The organism is Hydrocoleum sp. CS-953, from assembly GCF_002260545.1.
Lineage (GTDB): Bacteria > Cyanobacteriota > Cyanobacteriia > Cyanobacteriales > Microcoleaceae > Trichodesmium.
This window is the reverse complement of the sequence record NZ_LGSU01000497.1, coordinates 1-3348: the sequence shown is the minus strand read 5'-3', so window position 1 is coordinate 3348 and position 3348 is coordinate 1. Positions and strand designations below refer to the sequence as shown.

At 38.4% G+C, this 3348-nt stretch carries 3 protein-coding genes; 1 reads left to right on the top strand and 2 read right to left on the bottom strand.

Features of this window, described 5'->3' with window-relative positions:
- Positions 1-522: 522 nt before the first annotated feature.
- Positions 523-1116, top strand: coding sequence for an RNA-guided endonuclease TnpB family protein (locus AFK68_RS38165; RefSeq protein WP_210407239.1), 594 nt, complete (start codon positions 523-525; stop codon positions 1114-1116).
- Between the two features lie 304 nt (positions 1117-1420).
- Here the strand turns inward: AFK68_RS38165 and AFK68_RS44275 are convergent, their stop codons facing one another.
- Together AFK68_RS44275 and AFK68_RS44270 are read right to left on the bottom strand one after the other, a co-directional pair.
- Positions 1421-2524, bottom strand: coding sequence for a multicopper oxidase domain-containing protein (locus AFK68_RS44275; RefSeq protein ID WP_371357239.1), 1104 nt, complete (start codon positions 2522-2524; stop codon positions 1421-1423).
- An 18-nt stretch (positions 2525-2542) separates the two neighbouring features.
- Positions 2543-3224: multicopper oxidase domain-containing protein (locus tag AFK68_RS44270; RefSeq protein WP_371357238.1), on the bottom strand; the 682-nt coding region annotated here is incomplete at its 3' end.
- Positions 3225-3348 lie beyond the last annotated feature (124 nt).

Below are 3348 nucleotides of genomic sequence, written 5' to 3'. Positions count from 1 at the left end.
GGGTGATTAACTGTTGAATAAAAATTGTAGAAAGTAGTTGCTAGCGTGTAGAAAAATGTTTTAATATTAAACAGGTAACTAAAGCTATTGAAATATTTAAAGGTGAATGAGACTTGTTGACAGACATATTATTAACCGAACACATAACTTTTGGGCTTGGTGTGATGACTTAGCCTTTAAGTCAAAAAACTTGTATAATTTGGCTAATTATTATTGTCGTCAGCATTTTTTCAAGTGCTCAAAAAGTCTGGATTTAACTAAACTGTACCACGCCACAAAAGATAGCGATGCCGTAATTAGCATTACCAACTAAAGTATCAAAACAAATAATCAAATGCTTGGTTGCGACTTGGCGTGGTTATTTTCAGGCCATCAAAGAGTGGTCAAAACATCCAGGGAAGTTTTTAGGTAAACCCAAAATACCAAAGTATAAAAATAAAACTCAAGGTAGGAATGTAGTTATATATTCATGCATAATCAGTCTATAAAGCACCTCTAAAAGATGGTATTTGTCACTTATCCATGAGTGAAATCAAAATACCTGTAGTTGTGGATACTGTCATCGAAGTGAGGATAGTACCTGCTAGTAGCTGCTATATAATTGAAGTAGTGTATGAAAAAACTTCTGTTCCGCAAATACACTCAACATATGTAGCCGGAATTGACTTAGGAATTGACAGATTAGTTGCTATATCTACAAACAAGCCCGGTGTTAAACCTATGCTAGTTAATGGTCAGCCACTAAAAAGCGTCAATCAACTATATAACAAGCGAAAAGCTAAGTATCAAAGTCATCTCCAAGGCAACAGAAAAACCAGTCGTAAGATTGAAGCATTGAGTTATCATCGAAATCGTTTTGTCGAGAATTACCTGCATAACACTAGCAAGTTAGTTATTAATTATTTAGTGACTAATAATATTGGTACTGTAGTAATTGGAAAAAATGATAATTGGAAACAGGGTGCAAACATCGGTAAAAAAAACAATCAAAACTTTACCCAAATACCCCACTCAAAGCTAATTCAACAGATAACTTATAAATGTCAACTAGCTGGGATCAAAGTTATGGAGACAGAAGAAAGTTACACCAGTAAAACTTCTGCACTTGACCTATAATTGCCATGTCAACAGGAAAATTATGTGGGAAAACGAGTCAAACGTGGTTTGTTTAGAAGTGGAACTGGTAAAGTGATTAATGCGGATATCAATGGTAGTCTTCAAATTTAAGATAAGAAATTCCCAGAGGCATTTACTGCCGTTTGCGTAGCATTCCGGAGGATGGGAATAGTGAGCTGTGCCGTACAGCCTATATTGGTTAATCCAATATCAAGAATTTAACAACTGCAATTTTCTACAGTTTAATTCGTACGGTTGGTAGAGATTTTTTTCCCTATTCTGAACTTATGCAACAATTTCATTATTATGCTTTTTCTACTTTATCAGTTACAGACACAACACGAAACATTCCCACTTTCATGTGATAGAGCAAATGGCAATGAAACGCCCAATTACCAGGTGCATCGACAGTCACATCTACAGACATTCTCTCGGCAGGTTTAACCAAAACAGTATGTTTGCGTGGTTTATAAGCACCTGCTCCATTATCTAGTTCCATCCACATTCCGTGTAAATGGATCGGATGTTCCATCATCGTATCGTTGACAAAGGTAAGTCGTAGTCGTTCGCCGTTATAAAATTGAATTGGTTCCTTTGCTTCTGAATATTTCTTCCCATCAAACGACCACATATACCGTTCCATATTTCCGGTGAGATGTAGTTCTATTTCTCGTTCGGCTTTTCTTTGGTCTTCACGAGGTGTCAGACTGCGTAAGTCGGTGTAGAGAAGAACACGAGTACCTGTGTTTTCTAAACCAATGCCTGGTTCATGGAGCCTACTTTTTGACATCATAGCTACTCCGGCGCTAGCCGAACCATGATGGTCTGGGCCGTGCATTACGGCTTCTTGGTGGGGTATCGTTTCTGTTTCGGTTAAATGATTCATCCCACTATGATGCTGAGAATGATCCATTCCACTGTTATGTTGAGAATGCTCCATTCCACTCGTATGCTGAGAATGCTCCATCCCACTATTATGTTGAGAATGATCCATCCCACTATTATGTTGAGAATGATTCATCTCATTCATATTTGGAGAGTGTTGAGAATGTGCAGAATGATCCATGCCATGGTCGTGACCCATATCCGCCATAGTTCTTAGTGGGCGTTTTTTGCGTTCCGGTAAAGGTGCAGTCATACCCAGACGAGGTGCAAGAGTTCCACGAGCATAACCACTTCTATCCATTGTTTCCGCAAAAATAGTATAAGCAGTCTCCTCTTCAGGTTCAACAATTACATCATAAGTCTCAGCAATAGCAATCCTAAATTCATCCACAGTTACAGGTTGCACATTTTGACCGTCTGCTTGTACTACCGTCATTTTCAGTCCGGGAATTCTCACATCAACAAAAGTCATTGCTGAAGCATTGATAAACCTGAGTCTTACTTTTTCACCAGACTTAAATATGCCACTCCAGTTAGACTNGACGAGGTGCAAGAGTTCCACGAGCATAACCACTTCTATCCATTGTTTCCGCAAAAATAGTATAAGCAGTCTCCTCTTCAGGTTCAACAATTACATCATAAGTCTCAGCAATAGCAATCCTAAATTCATCCACAGTTACAGGTTGCACATTTTGACCGTCTGCTTGTACTACCGTCATTTTCAGTCCGGGAATTCTCACATCAAAAAAAGTCATTGCTGAAGCATTGATAAACCTGAGTCTTACTTTTTCACCAGACTTAAATATGCCACTCCAGTTAGACTCTGGTGCCATGCCATTCATTAGATATGTATAGGTTGCACCTGTAATATCAGCAATATCAGTGGGGTCCATCCGCATTCTGCGCCAATCCATATCATCAAATAAATGTCCCACTGTTCGCCGTTGATAATTATAGTAAGTGCTTTTCTTTTTCAAATTGGCAAGCACCTGATGGGGGTTTTCAAAAGTCCAGTCAGACAGCAATATTGCATATTCCCGGTCGTATTCTATAGGTTCGGGTTCTGCTGGATCGATAATCATAGCTCCGAAATGACCGAGTTGTTCTTGTAACCCACTATGGCTGTGATACCAATAAGTACCACTCTGATTTACAGGGAAACGATAGGTGAAAGTTTCTCCTGGTTTAATGCCAGCAAAACTTAGGCCGGGAACTCCATCCATTTCAGGTGGGAGTATTGACTTAATCAACGAATAACGATATAATAGAGTTGTTGGGAAATAACTTAGATTACAAAAAAAATAAAATGAAAACAGATATATTTAGTTAGTGATTTTATTATTTATG

Coding starts and splice junctions, on each gene's coding strand:
- AFK68_RS38165 (WP_210407239.1), top strand. CDS start 523: ATGAGTGAAATCAAAATACCTGTAGTTGTGGATACTGTCATCGAAGTG.